Source organism: Saccharomonospora xinjiangensis XJ-54, assembly GCF_000258175.1.
Taxonomy (GTDB): Bacteria; Actinomycetota; Actinomycetes; order Mycobacteriales; family Pseudonocardiaceae; genus Saccharomonospora; species Saccharomonospora xinjiangensis.
This window is the reverse complement of sequence record NZ_JH636049.1, coordinates 2,507,658-2,527,484: the sequence shown is the minus strand read 5'-3', so window position 1 is coordinate 2,527,484 and position 19,827 is coordinate 2,507,658. Positions and strand designations below refer to the sequence as shown.

General features: G+C 67.8%; 21 protein-coding genes. 10 read left to right on the top strand and 11 right to left on the bottom strand.

The window, feature by feature from the left end:
* Positions 1-17 precede the first annotated feature (17 nt).
* Complete coding sequence (locus SACXIDRAFT_RS11140; protein ID WP_006238659.1) at positions 18-599, top strand: RsiG family protein; 582 nt, start codon at positions 18-20, stop codon at positions 597-599.
* 13 nt (positions 600-612) lie between these two features.
* Positions 613-1,551, top strand: a complete 939-nt coding sequence (locus SACXIDRAFT_RS11135) for an asparaginase (protein WP_006238658.1) — start codon at positions 613-615, stop codon at positions 1,549-1,551.
* A gap of 352 nt (positions 1,552-1,903) precedes the next feature.
* Here SACXIDRAFT_RS11135 and SACXIDRAFT_RS11130 read toward each other — a convergent pair whose 3' ends face one another.
* Complete coding sequence (locus tag SACXIDRAFT_RS11130; protein ID WP_006238657.1) at positions 1,904-2,809, bottom strand: DUF8083 family protein; 906 nt, start codon at positions 2,807-2,809, stop codon at positions 1,904-1,906.
* A 208-nt stretch (positions 2,810-3,017) separates the two neighbouring features.
* On the opposite strand from SACXIDRAFT_RS11130, the gene SACXIDRAFT_RS11125 reads away from it, so the two are divergent.
* A complete protein-coding gene (locus SACXIDRAFT_RS11125; protein WP_005460313.1) occupies positions 3,018-3,206 on the top strand; it encodes a DUF3073 domain-containing protein in 189 nt (62 codons plus the stop codon).
* A gap of 176 nt (positions 3,207-3,382) precedes the next feature.
* Positions 3,383-4,309 (top strand): Gfo/Idh/MocA family protein, encoded by a 927-nt coding sequence (locus SACXIDRAFT_RS11120; RefSeq protein WP_006238656.1) that lies wholly within the window; start codon positions 3,383-3,385, stop codon positions 4,307-4,309.
* Positions 4,310-4,342: 33 nt separating this feature from the next.
* On the opposite strand, the gene SACXIDRAFT_RS11115 is transcribed toward SACXIDRAFT_RS11120, so the two are convergent.
* Genes SACXIDRAFT_RS11115 through SACXIDRAFT_RS11105 form a run of 3 tightly spaced genes read right to left on the bottom strand, consistent with a single transcriptional unit; the run spans position 4,343 to position 7,413 of the window.
* Positions 4,343-5,860 (bottom strand): tripartite tricarboxylate transporter permease, encoded by a 1,518-nt coding sequence (locus tag SACXIDRAFT_RS11115; protein ID WP_006238655.1) that lies wholly within the window; start codon positions 5,858-5,860, stop codon positions 4,343-4,345.
* 3 nt (positions 5,861-5,863) lie between these two features.
* A complete protein-coding gene (locus tag SACXIDRAFT_RS11110; protein ID WP_006238654.1) occupies positions 5,864-6,436 on the bottom strand; it encodes a tripartite tricarboxylate transporter TctB family protein in 573 nt (190 codons plus the stop codon).
* Positions 6,433-7,413, bottom strand: coding sequence for a Bug family tripartite tricarboxylate transporter substrate binding protein (locus SACXIDRAFT_RS11105; protein WP_006238653.1), 981 nt, complete (start codon positions 7,411-7,413; stop codon positions 6,433-6,435). The genes SACXIDRAFT_RS11110 and SACXIDRAFT_RS11105 overlap by 4 nt, the downstream gene beginning before the upstream one ends.
* Positions 7,414-7,556: 143 nt before the next feature.
* Here SACXIDRAFT_RS11105 and SACXIDRAFT_RS11100 point away from each other — a divergent pair, with 143 nt between their 5' ends.
* Both SACXIDRAFT_RS11100 and SACXIDRAFT_RS11095 read left to right on the top strand, forming a co-directional pair.
* Positions 7,557-9,140: a sensor histidine kinase gene (locus SACXIDRAFT_RS11100; RefSeq protein WP_006238652.1), complete on the top strand. Its 1,584-nt coding sequence runs from the start codon at positions 7,557-7,559 to the stop codon at positions 9,138-9,140.
* The gene (locus SACXIDRAFT_RS11095; protein ID WP_006238651.1) at positions 9,137-9,820 is read left to right on the top strand and encodes a response regulator; all 684 of its coding nucleotides are present in this window, start codon (positions 9,137-9,139) and stop codon (positions 9,818-9,820) included. Before SACXIDRAFT_RS11100 ends, SACXIDRAFT_RS11095 begins: the two co-directional genes overlap by 4 nt.
* Positions 9,821-10,064: 244 nt before the next feature.
* On the opposite strand, the gene arfB is transcribed toward SACXIDRAFT_RS11095, so the two are convergent.
* The 7 genes from arfB to SACXIDRAFT_RS11060 all read right to left on the bottom strand — a co-directional run bounded on the left by arfB (position 10,065) and on the right by SACXIDRAFT_RS11060 (position 15,538).
* On the bottom strand, positions 10,065-10,490 hold the full coding sequence (arfB, locus tag SACXIDRAFT_RS11090) for an alternative ribosome rescue aminoacyl-tRNA hydrolase ArfB (protein WP_006238650.1): 426 nt from the start codon (positions 10,488-10,490) through the stop codon (positions 10,065-10,067).
* 12 nt (positions 10,491-10,502) lie between these two features.
* On the bottom strand, positions 10,503-11,573 hold the full coding sequence (gene purM, locus SACXIDRAFT_RS11085; protein ID WP_006238649.1) for a phosphoribosylformylglycinamidine cyclo-ligase: 1,071 nt from the start codon (positions 11,571-11,573) through the stop codon (positions 10,503-10,505).
* A 30-nt stretch (positions 11,574-11,603) separates the two neighbouring features.
* A complete protein-coding gene (purF, locus tag SACXIDRAFT_RS11080; protein WP_006238648.1) occupies positions 11,604-13,136 on the bottom strand; it encodes an amidophosphoribosyltransferase in 1,533 nt (510 codons plus the stop codon).
* 85 nt (positions 13,137-13,221) lie between these two features.
* Entirely contained in the window at positions 13,222-13,674 is a 453-nt protein-coding gene (locus SACXIDRAFT_RS11075; protein WP_006238647.1) for a hypothetical protein, read from the bottom strand.
* Positions 13,658-13,906, bottom strand: coding sequence for a DUF397 domain-containing protein (locus SACXIDRAFT_RS11070; RefSeq protein ID WP_006238646.1), 249 nt, complete (start codon positions 13,904-13,906; stop codon positions 13,658-13,660). Before SACXIDRAFT_RS11070 ends, SACXIDRAFT_RS11075 begins: the two co-directional genes overlap by 17 nt.
* A 217-nt stretch (positions 13,907-14,123) precedes the next feature.
* A complete protein-coding gene (locus tag SACXIDRAFT_RS11065; protein ID WP_006238645.1) occupies positions 14,124-14,999 on the bottom strand; it encodes a Sco1979 family transcriptional regulator in 876 nt (291 codons plus the stop codon).
* Positions 15,000-15,157: 158 nt separating this feature from the next.
* Positions 15,158-15,538: a sterol carrier family protein gene (locus SACXIDRAFT_RS11060; RefSeq protein WP_006238644.1), complete on the bottom strand. Its 381-nt coding sequence runs from the start codon at positions 15,536-15,538 to the stop codon at positions 15,158-15,160.
* A 55-nt stretch (positions 15,539-15,593) separates the two neighbouring features.
* On the opposite strand from SACXIDRAFT_RS11060, the gene SACXIDRAFT_RS11055 reads away from it, so the two are divergent.
* The 4 genes from SACXIDRAFT_RS11055 to SACXIDRAFT_RS11040 all read left to right on the top strand — a co-directional run bounded on the left by SACXIDRAFT_RS11055 (position 15,594) and on the right by SACXIDRAFT_RS11040 (position 19,708).
* Positions 15,594-16,205 (top strand): type VII secretion system-associated protein, encoded by a 612-nt coding sequence (locus SACXIDRAFT_RS11055; protein WP_006238643.1) that lies wholly within the window; start codon positions 15,594-15,596, stop codon positions 16,203-16,205.
* 226 nt (positions 16,206-16,431) lie between these two features.
* Positions 16,432-17,301, top strand: a complete 870-nt coding sequence (locus SACXIDRAFT_RS11050; protein ID WP_006238642.1) for a lysozyme — start codon at positions 16,432-16,434, stop codon at positions 17,299-17,301.
* Positions 17,302-17,513: 212 nt separating this feature from the next.
* Positions 17,514-18,479 (top strand): proline-rich domain-containing protein, encoded by a 966-nt coding sequence (locus SACXIDRAFT_RS11045; RefSeq protein WP_006238641.1) that lies wholly within the window; start codon positions 17,514-17,516, stop codon positions 18,477-18,479.
* Positions 18,480-18,631: 152 nt separating this feature from the next.
* Positions 18,632-19,708 (top strand): hypothetical protein, encoded by a 1,077-nt coding sequence (locus SACXIDRAFT_RS11040; protein ID WP_006238640.1) that lies wholly within the window; start codon positions 18,632-18,634, stop codon positions 19,706-19,708.
* Positions 19,709-19,827 lie beyond the last annotated feature (119 nt).

The following is a 19,827-nucleotide window of genomic DNA, read 5'->3' as shown; positions in this document are numbered from 1 at the left end:
TAGAGCAGGATGACCCCGTGATCGAAGTCCGGCCCGGCGGACGCCGCCGGATCGACCGAGTGCTCGCGGCCGACTACGTGCGCGACCTCGACCGCCTTCCGATGTCCGCGTTGCGTGAGCGGCGCGACGAAGCGGCGCAGGAGGAGACGGACCTTTCCTATCTTCGGCGGCTGCTGCACGCCCGCATCGACATCGTGAAGGCCGAGCAGCAACGCCGCGCGTCGGGCGGGCAGACCAGCGTGGTTGACCAGCTCACCGCGATACTCGCCGACAACGCGCTCGGCCCTGCGACCGGATCGGGCCGTCACCAGACGCTGGAGCCGTCGAGAGCGGGCGAGTACCGGCGCAGAGCGGAGGCGCTCGTCGGCGACGCCGACCTCTCCGACGTCACGTCGCTGTCGGACGGCAAACTCGCCGAGGCACTCGACAGCTACCGGGAGCAGGAGAGATCCGTCTCCAAGCGCCGACGTGAAGTGCAGATCGTCGTAGATTCGTTCAACGCGGAGATCGCCCGCCGCTACGCACTCGGTACGGCGTCGGTCGATGAACTACTGGACAGTGAACGCCGCAGGGCGAACCCCCGCGGCGAAGAAGACTGAGAACGGATCTCACATGAGCTTCGCGACGAGCAATCCCGTGCTGGTCGAGGTAGTGCGGTCGGGTTTCGTGGAGAGCGTGCACCGGGGTGCCATGGTGATCATGGCGCCCGACGGCACCGTCCGCGCTGCCATCGGTGACATCGACACGCCGGTGTTCCCCCGTTCCTCGAACAAGCCGTTCCAGGCTCTCGGCATGCTGAACGCCGGTCTGGAGATCGACGACACCAATCTCGCGCTCGTGTGCGCGTCACACACCGGAGAGCCGGGTCACGTCGATCGCGCGCTGGCGATGCTGGCGGCCGCCGGGCTTTCCGAGGACGACCTGCACTGCCCTCCCGACCCGCGCAGGGCGGCCATGAACTGCTCGGGCAAGCACGCGGGGATGCTCACGACCTGTGTGCAGCGGGGCTGGTCCACGGCCGACTACACGGACCCGCACCATCCGTTGCAGCGCGTGATCGCCGACACCGTCGTCGAACTGACCGGCGAGAAGATCGCCGCTGTCGGTGTGGACGGATGTGCCGCTCCCCTTTTCGCGTTCTCGCTCACCGGACTCGCGAGGGCGTTCTCCTCTGCCGCCCGCACCAGGGTGGGAGAGGCGATGCGGGCGAACCCCTGGCTGGTCGCGGGCACCGGCAGGGAGGACACGCTGCTGATGCTGGCGGTGCCAGGCCTGCTGAGCAAGGCAGGCGCCGAGGGCGTGCACGCGATGACCCTGCCCGACGGCACCACCGTGGCGTTGAAGACCGACGACGGCGCATCCAGGGCACGGGGGCCGATGCTCGTCGCTGCGCTGCGTGCCCTCGGCGCCTCGCCGGAGAACGCCGCTGCCCTCGAGGTGATCGACGGCCTCGGTCGCGGTGCCGGCCTGGTGCTCGGCGGCGGCAGGGAGGTCGGCGAACTGCGCGTGACCCGGGAGTTCGAAGCCGAACTCGCTGACAAACTCGGCTGAGTCCGGGGAACTTCGGCTGGAGTCGGCGGGACATCGGCGGACTCCGGGGCTTGCGATTGTGCGGCCGGCTCCCGGCCGCACAATCGTGTCCGCACTTCCTGCACGCGTGTCCGCACTTCCTGCACGCGTGTCCGCAGTCTGCGCGCGCCTGTCCGTAGTTTGCGCAGGCGGTTCACGTCCCTGTGTGGTGCTGAGTGCCGACGCGCGCGGCGGCCGTCTCACCGCGCATGTGGGTTGGCACCGCATGGCGCAAACCCGAAATCAGGTGAGTTAGCACAGACACGCGTACGTCAAGTGCGGACACGGTGGCAGACGCGGGTTGTCGCGGCGTCGCCGAGCTCGCGGGTCCGGCCTAGTTGAACCGCTCCCGCGACGCGAGATCGCCCCAGTAGTCCCGCAAGTTCTCGAACGCCTCGGCGACCTCCTCGACGGCCTCCCTGCGAAGCGCGTCGAGGATGGCGTGCACTTCGTCCGCGCTCGTGTCGGTGGCGAGCACGGGATCTTCGATCAGCTGCACGAGGCCGCCGTAGTCCAGTTCGACGGCCGAATGAGGGTGGAAACTCGACAACCACTTGCTGGTCTCGGCGAGGATGCGGGTCGGTCCCGTGTCACCGAGAGCCTCGCGCACCAGTTCCTCCGCCTCGGTGATGCGCTCAAGCGCGTCGCCCATGGCTACCCGCCACGACACCTCGCGGATCGGGTCCGAAGGGCCGGTGCCCAGCACGATCCGCCGCTCGTCCGGATCGACGATCGTGAACCACGGCAGCGGCACGGTCCAGTTGGTGGACAGGATGTGCATGGTGGAGCCGTAGAGATCGCGCAGCGCGGCACTCGACTGGCTCTTCACGGCCTCAGGGGTCAACCCCTTGGCGTCGAGGACCTCCGAGGCGAGTGCGGGCGGCGCGTCGTCGAGGAAGCTCGACAGCGCCGCGGCCGACCGTGCCCTGACCTCCATGGGGCACACGAGCGCCTCCATGGCCAGTTCCACCGACTCGTCGCTGAGTGGCACCTCGCCAGGATCGAGCACGAGCACGTCGGTGAATAAGCTCAGGTCGGCACGCCCATCAGGGGTCTCGGCAGGCAGCGTGACAGTTCGGGAGATCTGTGATTTCAGCCATAGCCACTCCTCGCGAGCGATCGCCTCGTTCGGCGTCATCTCGGACCGCTCGACCGCTTCGAGCAGCGCGTCGTCCGGTGGATCACCGAAGGACGACAGCGGTTCGTACACCCTCAGGTAGGCCGCGAACGGTCGAAGCACCCGTGAATCGTGACACGACTCGCGTGCTCGTCTGGCACCGGCTGGTCCGTCGGCGGTGTCACGGGAGATACTGTCAGCGTTCGCACACCGTGCCACGTCGCATAAGCACCCTCGGGCACGGTACGGTGTGTCTAGGAAAAGTAGTCGAGACGACGCGGGGCCGCCGATTTCCCCCGGCCGCCCCGCCCCTGTGCAAGGGGGTCGAGCCATGGGGCGCGGCCGAGCTAAGGCCAAGCAGACAAAAGTGGCCCGGGAGCTCAAGTACAGCGTTCCCACCACGGACTTCGATGCACTGCAGCGCGAGCTGTCGGGCAAGTCGTCCAACGACGACAGCCGCGAGGACGAGGACCGGTACGAGGACCCGTACGACGACGGGTACGACGACTACCGCCGTTGATCCGACGCGGACGCGAGGGTGGATACGGGGCAGTTCGAATCCACCCTCGCGTCCGCGTGTGCGACGCAAGCGAAGTACCAGTGGCAGGTGCTCACCGGTACACGGCATCGCCGGGTGCCGGTGAGCACCGGGCCAGTACCGCCGTTCCGCGTGGACCGGTGTCCTAAGCTTCCGCTGTGGAGACCGTGGAAGCCGTGGGCTCGCAGCTGAGAGTCGGCCTCGTCGGTGCCGGTTCGTGGGCGAGAAGGGTGCACGCACCCGGCCTCGCCGATCATCCCGCCACCACTCTGAGTGCCGTGTGGACCAGGAGGCCCGACGCCGCGGCCGAGTTGGCCCGCGAGTACGAGGTCGCGGCCTGCGACACGTTCGCCGAGCTGCTCCACCGCGTCGATGCCGTGGCCTTCGCCGTGCCACCCGCCGCGCAGGGCGACCTCGCCGTCACGGCGGCCGAAGCGGGCAAACACCTCATCCTGGAAAAACCACTCGCCGCCGACCTCGCACAGGCGGAGCGCGTCGCCCGCGCCGTCTCCTCCTCCGGTGTGGTGGCACTTCTGTTCTTGACACTGCGTTACGCGCTGCGTACTCGCGACTGGCTCGCCGACCTCGCCCAAACCGGGGGCTGGGCGGGTGGCAGTGCCAGATGGCTTTCGGGTGCGTTGCTGGGAGACAGGTACGGCAAGGCGGCGTGGCGGCACGAGATCGGCGCACTCGGCGACATCGGGCCTCATGCGCTCGACCTCATCGACGCGGCGCTCGGGACGATCACCCGGGTCGTGGCGGCTCGCCACGACAACGGTGATCTGTGGCACATCCTGCTGGAACACGACGGCGGCGCGACCAGCACGGTGACGCTGGCGTCCCGACTGCCGATCATGCCGACCGCCGTCGAGTTCACCGTCTACGGCCCTGGTGGGCTGCGCGTGCTCGGCAGGGAACCGGACAGCAGGGCGGAGTCCTTCACGGCGTTGCTCGACGATCTCGCCGCGATGATCGACTCAGGTGTGCGTGAACACCCTTGCGACGTGCACAGGGGTGTTCACCTGCAACGGCTTCTCGAAGAGTGCAAGGCCCGCGCCGAGGTCGGCGGCGCAGGTCGCCCGTAGCGCCGCCGGCCCCCGCACGGTGCCCTGCTGCGCTCAGGCCGCCGTCGTTCGCTCTCTGTTGTGCCCACGCGGCAGCAACCGCCGCAGCGCGGGCCAGAGCAGGATCAGCACGACGACCACGTAGACCGTCACCGCCATGGGCGAGTTGACGAGCCCGACGAGATCACCGTTGCTGATCTGGAGCGCCCTGCGCATCTGCAACTCCGCGGCGGGCCCGAGGATCACCCCGATGATCGCAGGCAACACCGGGAGTCCGAATCGCCTCATCACGAAGCCGATCAGACCGACGGCGAAGAGCAGCAGCAGGTCCACCATCTGCCCTCCGACGGAATACGCACCCACGGAGGCGAAAAACAGGATGCCCGCGTACAGGTACGGCCGGGGAATGCGGAGGAGCTTCGCCCACAGCGGCGCCATCGGCAGGTTGATCACGAGTAGCAGAACGAGCCCCACAAACAGGCTCGCCACCAGCGCCCACACCAGCCCTGCCTCATGGTCGAACAGCAGGGGGCCCGGCTGGATGCCGTACTGCTGGAACGCGGCCAGCATCACAGCGGTGACGGCCGTGGTCGGCAGTCCGAGTGTGAGCATGGTGGTCAGCGTGCCCGCGGCCGACGCGCTCGCGGTGGACTCCGGGCCGGCCACCCCTTCGATGGCGCCGTTCCCGAACTCGCCCTTGCGCTTCGAGAGGCGCCGCTCGGTGACGTACGAGAGGAATGTCGGGATCTCCGCACCGCCTGCCGGGATCGCCCCGAAAGGAAACCCGATCACCGGCCCGCGAAGCCACGGCTTCCAGGTTCGCCGCAGGTCCTCCCTCCCGAGCCACGGCCTTCCGGCAGGCAGCGGCCTCTCAGGCGTGTGCCGCAGGTGTGCGGCCACCCAGAGTGCCTCGCCGACGGCGAAGAGCCCTACAGCCACGATCACCACATCGACGCCGTCGGAAAGGTGCAGCGAGCCGAACGTCAACCGTGCCTGGCCGGTCATCTGATCGAGGCCGATGAGCCCGATCGTCAGGCCGATCAGCAACGACGCGAAGCCCCGGACCCTCGAACTGCCGAGCACCGAGGTGACGGCGACGAAAGCCAGCACCATCACCGCGAAGTAGTCGGGAGCTCCGATGCCCACGGCCAGCGACGCGACCAGGGGCGCCAGCAACACCAGCGCGATCGTGCCGATCAGCCCGCCGACGAAGTTGCCGATCGCCGCCGCGGCGAGCGCCTGAGGTGCCCGACCGCGTTTCGCCAGCGGATAACCCTCGATCGCGGTCACCACCGAAGCGCTCTCACCAGGCGTGTTCAGCAGGATCGACGTCGTTGACCCTCCAAACATGCCGCCGTAGTAGATGCCGGCGAACATGATGAACGCCGCCGTGGGGTCGAGCCCGTAGGTCACGGGAAGCAGCAGGGCCACCGCCATCGCGGGCCCGATGCCCGGCAGCACGCCGATGGCGGTACCGAGCACGACACCGATGGCGGCGAACAGCAGGTTGATCGGCGTGAGCGCGGTGCCGAAGCCGTCGAGCAGGTTCGCGAACGACGCTGCGATGTCCATCGGCTACAGCACCTCCATCAGCGGGCCACCCGGAAGGGAAACGCCCAGCAACTCGTTGAAGACGACCCACGTCACCACCGACAGCACCGCCGCGATGAGCGGATCACGCACCGTGTCGCGGCTGCCGAGCGCGTACACGGACCCCCAGAACATCAGCGCGGAGGCCACGGGAAACCCGACGACGCCGATCAGCACGGCGCCTGCCAGGAACGCGGCCGACAGCATCAGCACGGTCCTGCCGTCAGCCGGCGTCGAGAGATCGATGTCCTCGCCGCCCTCCGACTCCCCGCGCCCTCCACGAAGAACGTCCCTGGCGAGCAGCAGCGAAACGAGCATCAGCAGCGAGCCGACGACAACGGGCACGGCCTTGGGCCCCAATGGGCCTCGCTGCGCGAAGTCGGCCGGCAGGCTCAGAGCGTCGGTGATGACCAGGACACCGAGCGCGAACAGGAACGCGCACAACCCCAACTCGCCTCGCCCGCGCCACCAGGCATCGCGGGATTCCTGCCCGCCCTCACCATCGGCGGTGTTCCCGGTGTTCCCGGTGTTCCCGGTGTTCACGGTGGGTGTGCTCATGCCAGCCCCAACTCCTTCAGCACCGAGGCGACGCGGTCGTTCTCGTCGGCGAGGAACCGGGCGAACTCGTCGCCGGTGGAGAACGCGTCGCTCCAGCCGTTGACGCGCAGCACCTCCTGCCATTGCTCGGTGCCGTGCATCGCGGTGAACAGGTCGATCAACTTCTGCCGGTCGCCTTCGGAAAGCCCGGGTGGCGCGACGATCCCGCGCCAGTTGGTGAAGCTGACGTCCACACCGGACTCCAGCAGCGTGGGGGCGTCGATGCCCTGCACTCGCTCCGGGCCGGTGACCGCCAGCGCGCGCAGCTCACCTGCCTCGATCTGGTCGCGCGTCTCCCCGATGCCGGAGACGCCGAATGCGATCTTGCCGCCGAGCACGGAGGCCATCAGCTCGCCGCCGCCGTCGAACGGGACGTAGTTGACCTTCTTGGGGTCGAGGCCGATGGCCTTCGCCGTCAGCATCGGCGCGAGGTGGTCCGGCCCGCCTGGAGAGGAGCCTCCGCCGACGGGCACGCCACCTGGGTCGGCCTTCCACGCGTCCAGCAGGTCGCCGATGTCCTTGTAGGGCGAGTCCTTGCCGACGACGATGATGTCGGGTTCCTCGGTCAGCTTCGCGATGGGCGTCGTGTCCTGCAGCGTCGATGGCGACGAGTTCGTGTACACGGAGCCGACGACGCCCAGGCCCATCGACATGGCGAGCCTGCCGTTGCCGCGTTCGCCGACGAGCCTGCCGAGCGCGACGGTGCCACCAGCTCCCGGCAGGTTGAACACCTCGGTCGGACCGTTGAGGTCGTTGTCCTCCAGCACCTTCACCGCTGTACGGGCTGTGATGTCGTATCCACCGCCGGGCGTGTTGGGCACCATCACCCTCAGGCCCCGGATGCGCGGGCCTGCTTCGTCACCTCCCGACGACACCAGCGGCGGGACGAGCAGCACGAGCAGTGCCGCGCCGAGCACCGCAAGCCAGGTCTTCGGCATTCTCACCTCACTGTGAGGGGTTGATCTGTCAGCGCGTCATCGTGCCCCGGTGGCCCCCACGGCGTCCCGCTTCTGCACGTAACGCTCGTTGTGGTCCTTGTGGTCACGCTCGGCGTGCCCTTCTCCGGTGTCATAGTGACCGCATGGGCAGCAAGGGTTCCCTGGCCAGGCACTTTCTCGGGTGGCACATGTCGCTGGTCTTCGCGTTGCTCGGCTGTGTCGCCGTCTACTCCGTGATCCAGTCGAACCACAACTTCGCCGAGGACGAGGGCAGGGCGCTGCTGTCCGTCGCCGAGAACGTGGCCGCGACGCCCGGCGTGCGGGTCAGCCTCGCCGACCCGATCAACCGCGACCCTCTGCCCAGCTTCGCCGAGAGCGCACGCAGCCTCTCCGGAGCCGACTTCGTGATCATCACGGACCCCGATCGTGGCGTGCTGACGTCCCCTGACCCATCGCAGTTGCGGGGGAAGCTGCCGCTCGGAGACAGCACCGTGGCGAGCGGACGCTCGTGGGTGGGCGAGGTGGACGGCTCCCTCGTCGCGCATGTGCCCGTCATCGGCCGGCGCGGTCGCCTGCTCGGCATCGTCGCTGCGGGCAAGGCCATGCCCGGGTTCTTCGAGGGGATCACCAACCGGCCCGCCGACGCGCTCGCCCTGCTCGGCATCGCGCTGGTGCTGGGAGTGACAGGGTCGCTGCTGCTCGCGTGGCTGGTGAAGCGGCAGACCCTCGGCCTGGAACCCCGGGAGATCACCGGTCTCGTCGAGCATCGGGACGCGCTGCTGCACGGCATCAAGGAGGGCGTGGTCGGGCTCGATCAGCAACACCGCATCACCCTCGCCAACGACCATGCACGGGAACTGCTCGCGCTGCCCCGCGACTGCGTGGGCACCGCCGTCGGCGACCTCGATGTCGGCGACAGGTTGCGGGACGTGCTCACCGGGCGGTCCGACGGCGTCGATCAGATCGTGCTCAGGGCAGGCAGGGTGCTCGTGCTCAACCGCATGCCGGTGTCGAGAGACGGGCGCAGGCTCGGCGCCGTGGTGACCTTGCGCGACCGCACCGAACTCGTGACGCTGCGGGAAGAGCTGGCCGCGAGTTCCCGCGCCACAGACACGCTGCGCGCGCAAGCCCACGAGTTCTCCAACCGGCTTCACACGATCGCTGGGCTCATCGAACTCGGCGAGTACGACGAGGTGCGCAACTACGTGAACCTCGTCAACAGGGAACACGAGGCGTGGCACGACACGGTCAGCGCGCGCATCGAGGACACTGCCGTCGCGGCGCTGCTCATCGCCAAGGCCAGTCTGGCCGCCGAACAAGGCACCGGACTTCGCCTCACCGACGGCAGCCACCTGCGGGAGACCGACGACCGCATGTCGGCCGACCTGGTGACCGTGGTCGGCAACCTCGTTGACAACGCACTCGACGCCGTGCGTGGCAAGCCCGAAGCCTGGGTCGAGGTCGATATCCGGGACAGGGCCGACAACGTCGAGGTGATGGTGCGGGACTCGGGGCCGGGCGTCGCGCCGGAGATCGCCGCCGAGGTGTTCGCACACGGGTTCACCACGAAAGCCGCCGAACACGGAGGGCAGCGCGGCCTCGGTCTCGCGTTGACCAGACAGGCATGCCGCCGCAGAGGCGGGCACGTCGAGTCGCGCAACGACGGTGGCGCGGTGTTCACAGCGGTATTGCCGTATGCCACGGCAGCGGAGAAGGTGTCACCGTGATCCGGGTGCTCGTGGTCGATGACGACTTCATGGTGGCGAAGGTGCACAGCGGGTACGTCAACCGCATACCGGGCTTCACCGTGATCGGCGTGGCGCATTCCGGCGCCGAGGCACTGCGCATGGTTCGCGAGGAGAGCCCGGACCTCGTGCTGCTCGACATCTACCTCCCCGACATCGACGGGCTCACCGTGCTGAGGGAACTCCGCGCCGACGTCGCGACCGTCGATGTGGACGTCATCGTCATCACGGCCGCGAACGACGTGGACACCATTCGCGGCTCACTGCGTGGCGGGGCGCTGCATTACCTCATCAAGCCCTTCTCGTACCCGGCGCTGCGCGAAACGCTCGACCACGTCGGCTCTCTGCATCGCAAGTTCGCTCGCCTCTCGTCGCGTACCGCCGCAGCGCAGCACGACGTTGACGACGTGTTCGGCACCCGGCGCCCCGGCGCGGCAGCACTGCCGAAGGGATTGACCACGCAGACGGCCGAACTGGTGAAGGCCGCGCTGATCGAGCATCCGGAGGGTCTCTCCGCAACGGAATGCGCGCACGCCACCAGGCTGTCGAGGCCGAGCGCGCGGCGGTACCTCGAACACTTCGTGGAGACGGGCCGCGCGGAAGTGCGGCTGCGCTACGGCAACACCGGCCGCCCCGAACGCCAATACCACTGGCGTACCTGACCGACCCACGCCGGCTCCCACGGCGTGTCCGCACTTCCCGCACGCGTGTCCGCACTTCCCGCACGTGTGTCCGCACTTCCCGCACGCGTGTCCGCACCGGCTTCTGTCCGGTGTGGCCACAACCTGCCAGCACACGTGCGGCTACTGCAAACACATGCGCACAGACTACGGACACGGACGCCAGATGCAAACGCCCGTACACAAGGTGCAAAGACCCGTACAGGAAGTGCGGACACGCCCGGGATCAGTCGTCCCAGGACCTGCGGGTTCGCTTGATCTGGCCGCGGCGCTTCTTGCTCGCGAGTCTGCGTTCCTGCGAGCCCTTCGTCGGCTTCGTGGGTCGGCGCTTCTTCGGAGGTGGTGCCGCGGCCTGCCGGAGCACGGCAACGAGCCGCTCTCGCGCCGCGCGCCGATTGGCGAGCTGCTCGCGGTGTTCACTCGCCACGACGGTGAGCACGCCATGCGCCAACCGGCCGCTCAACCGCGCCAGCAAGCGATTGCGCAGATCGTCGGGCACCGAAGGCGAGCGCGCCACGTCGAACGACAACTCCACCCGCGACGACGTCGTGTTGACGCCCTGCCCGCCTGGGCCGGACGCACGGGAGAAACGCTCCGACAGTTCGGCTTCTGGGATCACCAGGCGAGCGTTGACGTGCAGGTTCGCGTCCATCGTTCCCGCTTCTTAAAAGCGCGGGTGGTCTCCGGTGAGCGTCACGCGCGGGCCTTCGGGGTCATCGGAGGGACGCACCTCGCCGAGCACCCAGGCAGGCACGTGCCGGGCCGTGAGCACGGCCAGCGCCCTGTCCACGTCCTCCGGCGACACGACGACCACCATGCCGACGCCCATGTTGAACGTGCGCTCCATCTCCTCGCGCTCCACCCTGCCGCGCTGCGCGATGAGGGCGAACACGGGGTCGGGCGTCCAGGTGTGCCGTTCGAGCCGCGCGACGAGGCCGTGCGGCATGACGCGTTCGAGATTCGCCTGCAATCCGCCACCGGTGATGTGCGCGAACGTGCGCACCTCGGCCTCCGCCACGAGCGCGAGGCAGTCCTTCGCGTAGATGCGGGTGGGTTCGAGCAGCTCCTCGCCGAGGGTCCGGCCGAACTCCTCGACGTGCCCCTCCAGCGGCATCCGCGCGATGTCGAGCAGCACATGCCTGGCCAGCGAATACCCGTTCGAGTGCAGGCCGGTCGAACCGAGTCCGATCACGACGTCACCCGGCCGCACGAGGTCGGGCCCGAGCACAGCGGAAGCCTCCACCACGCCGACACCTGTGGCGGACACGTCGTAGTCGTGCTCGCCCATCAGGCCGGGGTGTTCGGCGGTCTCGCCACCGAGCAGCGCGCAACCGGCTTGGACGCAGCCCTCCGCGATGCCCGAGACGATCGCCTCGATCTTCTCAGGCACCACCTTGCCGACCGCGATGTAGTCCTGGAGGAAAAGCGGTTCCGCGCCGGTGACCACGAGGTCGTCCACCACCATCGCCACGAGGTCGATACCGATGGTGTCGTGCTTGTCGAGCGCCTGAGCGACGGCGATCTTGGTGCCGACACCGTCGGTGGACGACGCGAGCAGCGGCTCGGTCCAGCGGCCCGCCTTCAGAGCGAACAGTCCGGCGAACCCACCGACACCGCCCACCACCTCGGGCCTGGCCGCCCTCGCGGCATGCGGCTTGAGCAGCTCGACGGCTTGGTCACCCGCATCGATATCGACACCGGCAGCGGCGTACGTGGCGCGCGCGGACTCGCTCACGAAAGCGGCTCCATCCTTACTTCGAAAGGGCTAGGGACGCCGGACGGCATCCTCGGCACCGTACCCCGGCGCCGAGGTGGGGAGACGACTCGGCTCACCCGTCGTCTGCTGCGCCGCGCCGTCCTGACCGAGGTTCTCCAGCACATGCTTGCCGATGAGTTCCTCGTCGGGAAGAGGAATGGGGTACTTGCCGTCGAAGCAGGCCGCACACAGCCTGGACGCGGGCTGTTCGGACGCGGCGACGAGTCCGTCGAGGGAGACGTAACCCAGCGAGTCAGCCCCGATCGAACGGCGGATGCCGTCGAGATCGGCGCCGTTGGCCACGAGTTCGGCCTTCGACGCGAAGTCGATGCCGTAGAAGCAAGGCCAGCGCACTGGCGGCGACGCGATCCGCACATGCACCTCCAACGCGCCCGACTCGCGCAGCATCCGCACGAGCGCGCGTTGCGTGTTACCCCGCACGATCGAGTCGTCCACCACGACGAGCCGCTTGCCGCGGATCACCTCGCGCAGGGGGTTCAGCTTCAGCCGGATGCCCAGCTGCCGGATGGTCTGCGACGGCTGGATGAACGTGCGCCCGACGTAGTTGTTCTTGACCAGCCCCGAGCCGTACGGGATGCCGGAGCCCTGTGCGTACCCGATGGCTGCCGGGGTGCCGGACTCGGGCACGGGGATGACGAGATCGGCGTCGGCCGGGTGTTCCGCGGCAAGCCTCCGGCCGATCTCGACACGGGTGGCGTGGACGCTGCGGCCCGCGATGGTGGTGTCGGGACGTGCGAGATAGACGTACTCGAAGACACATCCTTTCGGCTCGGGATTGGCGAACCGCGAGGAACGCAGCCCCTCCGTGTCGATGGCGATGAGTTCGCCGGGCTCCACCTCACGCACGAAGGAGGCTCCGACGATGTCCAGCGCCGCGGTCTCACTCGCCACGACCCAGCCGCGCTCGAGCCTGCCGAGCACCAGTGGACGCACACCGTGCGGGTCCCTCGCCGCGTAGAGCGTGGTCTCGTCGGCGAACACGAGGCAGAACGCGCCGCGCACGGTGGGCAGAAGGTCGAGAGCCGCAGCTTCGATCCCCTTGTCGGGAGCGGCGTGCGCGAGAAGGCCGCACAGCAGATCGGAGTCGGAGGTCGCGCCACCGCGCTCGACGATTCCCAGCTCGCGGGCTCGTTCATGCAGTTCGTGTGTGTTGACGAGGTTTCCGTTGTGCCCGAGCGAAAGGCCGGTGTCCGCCCTCGTCGAGCGGAAGACCGGCTGGGCGTTCTCCCAGGTTCCCGCCCCTGTCGTGGAGTAGCGGCAATGCCCGACCGCGACGTGGCCCTGCAACGACGACAGCACCTGCTCGTCGAACACCTGACTGACCAGGCCGAGGTCCTTGAAAACGACGATCTGCTTACCGTCGGACACCGAGATGCCCGCCGCCTCCTGGCCACGGTGTTGCAGCGCGTAAAGGCCGTAGTACGTCAGCTTGGAAACGTCCTCGCCCGGTGCCCACACGCCGAAGACGCCGCACTCCTCACGAGGCTCCGGCTCCACCTGATCCGCCCGGACCTGATCCACGAAGAGGCTCCCTACCTACGAAGACGGGCCGCCCACAGTGTAGGCACGAAAACCGTGTGGGAGGCCCGCCGATGATACGAAGCTCTCACGCGGTGACACGGAGGTACTTCGCCCTGCCGTGATTGCCTCTCACCCAGCAGCCACGTCCGAGCCCACCACGGCGCTGCGCCTGCGGCTCCGTCGCGTCGGGCAGGTCGAGCAGCGCGTCGATCACCTCGCGCAGTGCCCCGTCCCTCCGCCACAGCAGCGTGGAGGGAGCGAGGATGTCCGACTCCTCGGCTGGCATGCGCATCGCGGTGACCTCGTCCTCCGCGTCGAGGCGGACGACGTCGATCACGGTGCCGTGCACCCGGACGCCCACGATCGTGACGATCTCGCCATCGGCGTTCCTCGGGTGCACGAACTTGAACCCACGTTCGATGAGCCTGCCGAGCGCGTTCTCCACCTCGGCGGCTTCGGCTGCCTCGACCGCTTCGGCGTCCTCGGCGGTCTCGGGGCTCACGGTCTCGGCGAACCGGAGGTCAGACGGCGAGGTCATCGAACTCACCGTCCTTGGCGCCCGCGAGAAACGCGGCGATCTCGGCCTTCGTGTAGACGAGCGCGGCACCGTGCGGATCACGGGAGTTACGCACGGCCACGTCGCCTGTGCTCAGCCTCGCGACCTCGACACAGTTGCCCATCGAGCCGCTGTACGAGCTCTTGCGCCATGCCAGGCCGGCCAACGCGCTCGAAGAGACACTCGCGGCGCCGTTGCCGATCGCCTTCGCCATGATCCTCACCTTCCCGACTGACAACCTTCGGAGGATGCATCTGCACGTGCATTTGACAGTGCACGGAGAGTAGCACCGGCCCCCGCAGATGTGGATGCACGTGCAGCTGCGAGAGCAGCAAGATTGATCACAGAGTGACCTGAATCACTTCAGACAACCTTTTCCGCAGGTCAGACGGCAACTTGATGACCTGCGAAAACGAGAACGTGAAAGTAAGTCAGCTCTCGGAGAGAACTTTGGCGATCAGTTGACGGGACCGCTCCGGGGTCTCCGCATCCACGGCGAGCCGGTCGAGCGACCGCCCGATCAGCTCGATCTCATCGGCCCGCTCCAGGAAGATGCCGCCCGCGATGTGGTCCACATAGCCGATGTTCGGCAACTCGGGTTCGGCGAACCGCAGCAGAGTGAACGCCCCGTCAGCCGCGTAGCCACTGCGCTCGTACGGCACGACCTGCACCGTGACGTTGGGCAGTGTCGTCACGTCGAGGAGCCGTTCGAGCTGCTCCCGATGCACCGCGCGACCGCCGAGCGGGCGACGGATGACCGACTCGTCGAGTACCGCCCACAACTTCGGCGCGCCCGGCCGCCGCAACAGCCGCTGCCTGCGCATCCGCACCGCGACCCTCGCCTCCGCCGCAGCACTCGCCGTCTCGGCGAGGCCGTGCGTGATCACCGCCCGCGCGTAGTCCTCCGTCTGCAACAGGCCGGGGATGAACTGGAGTTCGTACGTCTGGATGCGCGACGCGGCCTCTTCGAGCCCGAGGAAGGGTTCGAACCATTTGGGCGTGTAGTCGTTGAACTTCTGCCACCAGCCCGGCTGGTTGGCCTCCTTGGCCATGTCGAGCAGGACTCGGCGTTCTTCGTCGCCTGTGACGCCGTACAGGGTGAGCAGGTCGGCGACGTCGCGCTCCTTGAACCCGACCCTGCCGAGCTCGAGCCTGCTGATTTTGGATTCGGAGGCGCGGATGTGATAGCCCGCGTCGCCCCTCGTGATACCCGACTGTTCGCGCAGGCGGCGAAGTTGCGCACCGACGATCATCCGACGAGCCGTGGGGGTACTGTGCTCGGCCCGGGAACCGTCTCGCGCAGCCATTCGCTGTCCGTTCCTTCCTCGTATTCTCGTCCCGGCGCCGGTCACGGCTGGTGAATGGTACCCGAGGAAATCACCTGATCATCGACAGTACGCCGAGATCGTCGCGCCGGAAAAGCCACCGCGTGGGGGATTCGCGCTGAGCGCGACTCACCCGATCGCTAAGCGCGCACAATTGGCAGCCACGTCGAGATGTCGGCGCGCGTTCCTGACGCGGCGATCCGGCCCTCCTCCACCGCATCGGTCCACTTCAGACGGCCGAGTGCCAGTTCGAGCCACGTTCGCGGGTCCGTCTCCACGACGTTCGGAGGCGTACCGCGAGTGTGTCGTGGGCCCTCTGCACATTGGACGGCGGCGAACGGCGGCACGCGCACCTCGACACTCCGTCCAGGAGCCACGGCGGCAAGCGTTTTCAGGGTCAGCCTCACGGCTTTCGCCAGCTCGGGACGCGCGGGCCGGGGCATTTCACCGTCGAGCCATGGCACGACGGCCTCGCACGCGGCACGCAACTCGCCGGGATCGATCAAACGTGAAGACGGCATGTTCCCACAGTAAGGTGGTCACGACAGCCGGCCTGGACACCACCTGGGGAAGCACATGGCCCAGCGCGACGACTCACACCGCCTCGTTCCCGAGCAGTCCGCCGCTGTCAGGAAACCCGAGATCACGGCAGAGATGCGCGCGAACGCGAAGGCGAATCCGGGTAGCTGGCTGTATGTCATCGACGAGGCGTTCGACCCGCGAGGCAACGTGCCGACATGGGCGGTCGTCGGGGCCTATCCCGTCAACGCGGGCGGCGAGATCGTTGACGACTTCCACTTCAACGATCAGTACCGGCCCTCGCCTCAGGCACTGGGATTCCCCGACCCGAGCAGCGAACTCGAGTACCTGCTCCAGCTGATCTACACGCGGCACCGCCCCGAGGAGGACCTCGCGCCCGCGGTGCTGGACGCCGAGCTGTACGTGTTCGCCTACACACCGGCACAGCGCACGCTGGTCGGGTTCCACGACCTCCACGGCGACGTCGTCGTACCCGCCTACACGGCGAGGTCCCTGGCTCCCCGCGACTGGCCGCATGCGAGGAAGGTGCGGGGCAGGGACGTCATCGACCTGCTCGGCGGCAACCCGCTGGCGCTGAACCCGGACGACGTCATCACAGCCGTGGTGACGCAGGAAGAGCTGGAACACGCGCGTACCCACCTGCGCTGAGTCGCGACAGAACCGAACTTCGGCAAACCGCCGTTTCACCGAGCGAATTCCCGCGAACCGTCACCCTCTTTCGTCGGCATTCGGGCGGGAAAATTCCCCACCCAGCCTAAAGTTTTCACGCCAACTAGTGACAACCTCGGCGCGCTGTGCCCACAATCGACCGCCGAACCGCGACGTTAAGTGAACGGTTCGAAGCGAGGGCACAGTCGAGGAAAGGACACCTCCGATGAGTATCGGACGGAGAAGATGGCGGATCGCCGCCGCAAGCTTCGCCGCGTCCGTCAGCGCGCTCCTGCTCGGCGCGCTGACCCCTGCGGCGGCCGAAGTCGCTCCTGGGACGAACGCCGATGCCAGGGGCCAGGTCGATCACGCGATGGGGTCGCAGATCCGCAAGCACGAGGGCGACCACTCGAACTCCTACACGAAACGGCGCGCACTGGAACCGCAGGGCCTGAACTCCGACGGGGTGAGTGCCTACGCCACGGTTCCGGGTATCGACGTCAGCAGCTGGCAAGGAAACGTTGACTGGTCCTACTGGTGGAATCAGGGCAAGCGATTCGCCTACGTGAAGGCGACAGAGGGAACAACCTACAAGAATCCCTATTTCGCGCAGCAGTACAACGGTTCCTACAACGTCGGAATGATCCGGGGTTCCTACCACTTCGCGCGGCCGGACGTGTCGTCCGGCGCCACGCAGGCCAACTTCTTTGTCAACAACGGCGGCGGTTGGTCCCGTGACGGCAAGACCCTGCCCGGCGCGCTGGACGTGGAGTACAACCCGTACGGCTCCACCTGCTACGGCAAGACGAAGGCGCAGATGGCGGCGTGGATCAAGGACTTCCACGACACCTACTACTCCCGCACCGGCAGGTGGCCGGTGATCTACACCTCGACGAGCTGGTGGAACCAGTGCGTCGGCACGGCAGGCGACTTCTCCAGCACCGCGCCGCTGTGGGTTGCCCGCTACGCCTCCACGGTGGGTGAGCTGCCGTACAACTGGGGCTACCACACGATCTGGCAGTACACGTCGAGCCCGATCGACCAGAACTCGTTCAACGGCTCGTACGACCGGCTGAAGGTTCTCGCCACCGGCTGAGCATGACCCGACCGCCACGGAGGGCTTCCACCCGGACACGCTGGGTGGGAGCCCTCTTCGTCATGCCGACCACCTGGCCCCCCACGCCGCAGCCGGTCACGGCGAGCGGGCAGAATGCGCAAGCCGCTCGCAATTCGGGGAGTCGCGATCTTCGGACTGTGCGAGGGAGATCCAGGGAGCGCTTCACGGGGAGCGGGACTTCCCTCGTTCTTATGGAAGGCACGGTCGTGACGTATCCACCGCAGCCCGGGCACCAGCCTCAGGGCCACCCCGGCAACCCGGGCGTTCCGAACTACCCGGTTCTCCCGAGCTACCCCGGCGGGCAGTACTCGCAGGGCCACAATCCCTACGGCACGCAGGGCGGCGGCTGGGGACCGCAGCAGCCGCCGAAGAAGAGCAGAACCGGCCTGTGGGTCGTTCTTTCCCTGACCGCCGTCGCCGTGGTGGCATTCGTCATCACCGCCTTCGTCGCTCCCGGCTTCCTCCTCGACGACGGCTCGAAGGGTTCGCAGGGCACCAACGCGGATGGTGACAGTGCTCAGGCTCTGGCCGTGCGGCTCAGGGACGCTCTCGGCAACCGGGACACGGCCGCGCTCCAGGAAATGGCCTGCCCACGTGCCACCGGAATGGTCGAGGCCACCATCGCCGAGATCAGCGAGGTCTCCGACGCCGAACTCGTCGGCGAGGCGCAGGAGAACGGCGACACCGCCGTCGTGAAGTACGGCGTCACCTTCTACGGCGAACCCATCACCTTCGAGAACACGCTCACCAAGCGGGACGACTCCTGGTGCTGGCAGGACCTCGCCATCAAAGCCGCGATCCAGCCCGAGAGTGACACCAGTGCCGTCCCGGGTGGGCCAGGGTCACCCGGCTCACCCGATGCCACCGAGATGGGCGAGAAGTTCCTCGACAAGGTCGTGTCCACAGTGAACGGTGGTGACACCGCGGACGTGGCGAGCCTGGTGTGCCCCGGCATGGACTCGACCATGAGCAACCTCGAGGATGCGGCATCCAGCAACGTCACCTACACCGCCGACGGTCCCGCCACCTCGGAAACGGACGAGGACGGCGTCCTCTCTGTCGATCTGACACTGACCGGCGACGACGGCAGCGCCCTCTCGATCGCCGCCGACAACGGCGACGGCGAGTTCTGCGTCTACCACGCCCTGCACTACTGAAGGGACCTGCCTCGCAGGACACGATGCACGGGCGCTGGCGTTCGTGGGGAACCGCGGCCTTGGTTCGCGACGTCTGAGGCAGTCAAGGAGCGCCACGCCGGGGCGCCCCGCAGGCGGAAAGCCGGCCCGAAAGCCATGGAAGGCGACAAGTCATGACGTACCCACCGCAACCCGGAGATTCTCCGTACGGCCAGAACCCGTACGGGCAGACTCCGTACGGTCAGCAGCCTGCCGCCGATCCGTACGGCCAGCAGTCGGGCATGCCTTACGGCGGGCCTGCCTCGGGCGGATTCCCTCAGCAGACACAAGGCTTCCCACAGACACAAGGCTTCCCGCAGGCACAGGGCTTTCCGCAGGCACAGGGCTTTCCGCAATTCCAGAGCTACCCGCAGGAGCAGTACGGCCAGCAAGGCGGCGGCTGGGGACCGCAGCAACCACCGAAGAAGAGCAAGACAGGTCTGTGGATCGGGATCTCGGCAGCGGCCGTCGCCGTCGTCGCGTTTCTCGTCACAGGTCTGCTCGCACCCGGGTTCCTGCTGGGCGACGAGCACTCCGGAGCTGGCGGCGACGACAAGGGGAACACGGCTGGCAGCCCGGCCGCGGTCGCGCAGCAGATCAGCACAGGACTGACGTCAGGTGACAGGGCCACGCTGAACGGGCTGGCCTGCGCGAACGCGACGCAGATGGTGCACCAGGCCATCGGGGTCGCCGGTCAACTGGGCCAGGTCACCATCAACGGTGAGCCGCAGGTGTCGGGTACTCAGGCGACCGTGCAGGGCAACGCCGCCATTGAGGGCCAGAACTACCCCCTCACCGCCACACTCGGGCAGGAGAACGGCACGTGGTGCTGGCAGGACGCCGGCATCGAGACCCACAGTTCGGGCGGTCTCGACGATCCGGCCGCGGGATACCCCTCACAGACCGGGGACGAAGGTTCGCAAGACGGCACAGCGTCGGGAGACAGCGCGGCGTTCATCCACGAGGTCGGTACGGTGCTGAACTCGGACGACCCGGATGCGCTGCTCGGCATGATGTGCGAAGGCGTGAGTGACAACACGAAAGCCACGCTCAAGGAAGCCGCCGCCGCCGGGACCACGTGGCAGACCGAGGACGTGATTACCACTGAGGTCGCAGCCAACGCCATCTTCGTCAGCTCGGTCGGCGATCTCGTGCTGCTCACCAACGATTTCGACGGCCCGTTCTGCATCGCCAGCGCGGTCCTCTACTGACCTCGAAAGCCGAGGGGCCGTGAGCGGGACGACCACTCACAGCCCCTCGGCCTCTCGCCGACGTGGAGAGGCTCGGCCTCTCAGTAAGTATGGAGAAGCTCGGCCTCTCGCAGGCGCGG